The organism is Nocardiopsis sp. TNDT3 (genome assembly GCF_003427465.1).
Lineage (GTDB): Bacteria > Actinomycetota > Actinomycetes > Streptosporangiales > Streptosporangiaceae > Nocardiopsis > Nocardiopsis dassonvillei.
Map to the genome: position 1 here is coordinate 1 of NZ_QPFC01001006.1, position 1,492 is coordinate 1,492.

Here is a 1,492-nt window from a genome sequence, read left to right on the forward strand (position 1 = left end):
GCCGCGGCGGCGGTGACCAGGGCCAGCGCCACCGAACCCGCCACGGGCAGCCCCAGGGCGAGCAGGCCCGCCGCGATGACGGCCGCCAGTACGGCCGCCGAGCCCAGCGCTACGATCAGCGCGCCCGCCAGGCCCGCGTGTCGGCCCAGCGGCGCTCCCCCGAGCAGTTCGCTCCGGCCCGAGGCCTCCTCGGTACGGGTGCCGCGCACCACCAGCAGCACCGCGCCCAGGGCGGCGCACATGGTGGCGGCGGCGAACGCCTGTTGGGCCACCAGGGCCTCGGCGCTCGCGGCGAAGGCCCGGCTCTGGAAGAGGGCGAACATGGGCACGCTCTGGAGCTGCTCCCACCGCTCCTGGCGCGCTTCGGGGGTGGGGTAGGTGGCGTCGGCCGAGACCGCGCCCCCCAACGCGATGCCGACCGTGACGGCCAGCCACACGGTGACCAGGACCCGGTCGCGGCGCAGGGACAGCCGCACCAGGTGCCGCGTTCCGGCCGGTAGCGGGCGGAAGGCCGTGCGGGCGGACCGTGCGGCGATGGGCGCGCTCATCGGACCCGCTCCGGGTGTTCACCGCCGCGGTCTGCCGCGGTGTAGTGACGCAGGAACAGCTCCTCCAGAGTGGGCGGCCGCACGGTCAGGTCGCGCACCCCCAGCCCGGCCAGGCGCGCGCACAGCGGTTCCAGGGCCGACGGCTCGGCGTGCAGGCGTACGCGTGTGCCCTCCACCGCCAGGTCGTGCACACCGGGCAGGGCGGCGAGCCCGCCGGGGGACCCGGTGAGTTCGGCGGTCACGGACAGCCGGGACAGGTGGCGCAGCTCGGCCATGGTCCCGCTCTCCACCGTGCGTCCGGCCCGGATGATGCTGACCCGGTCGCAGAGCGCCTCCACCTCGGACAGGATGTGGCTGGAGAGCAGAACGGTGCGTCCCCGGGCTTTCTCCTCGGCGACGGTGTGGCGGAAGGCCTCCTCCATGAGCGGGTCCAGGCCCGACGTGGGCTCGTCCAGGACCAGGAGTTCGGTGTCGGCGGCCAGCGCGGCCACCAGCGCCACCTTCTGCCGGTTGCCCTTGGAGTAGGCGCGGCCCCGGGTGCGCAGGTCCAGCGCGAAGCGGTCCACGAGCGCGGCGCGGCGCCGCGGGTCGGCCCCGCCGCGCACGCGGCCGAGCAGGTCCAGGATCTCCCCGCCGGAGAGCCCCGGCCACAGGGCGACGTCGCCCGGGACGTAGGCCAGTCGGCGGTGCAGGGCGGCGGCGTCCCGCCAGGGGTCGCCGCCGAGCAGGCGCGCGGTACCGGAGTCGGCCCGGGCCAGGCCGAGCAGGACGCGGATCGCCGTCGTCTTGCCCGCGCCGTTGGGACCGAGGAAACCGTGCACCTCCCCGCTTCGTACGCGCAGGTCCAGTCCGTCCAGGGCCCTGGTGGACCCGAAGTGTTTGGTCAGGCCCGCGACCTGGATCGCGTCCGTCATGGTTCTTCTCCCGGGGGGTCGGGGTCGGGG

General features: G+C 75.8%; 1 protein-coding gene and 1 pseudogene. Both read right to left on the minus strand.

The window, feature by feature from the left end; all coding sequences use genetic code 11:
* Nucleotides 1-548 (minus strand): annotated as a pseudogene (locus DQW06_RS22895) (antibiotic ABC transporter); the annotation flags it as partial.
* On the minus strand, nt 545-1,462 hold the full coding sequence (locus DQW06_RS22900) for an ABC transporter ATP-binding protein (RefSeq protein WP_013152717.1): 918 nt from the start codon (nt 1,460-1,462) through the stop codon (nt 545-547). The gene DQW06_RS22900 and the pseudogene DQW06_RS22895, both read right to left, overlap by 4 nt.
* Between the last annotated feature and the right edge of the window lie 30 nt (nt 1,463-1,492).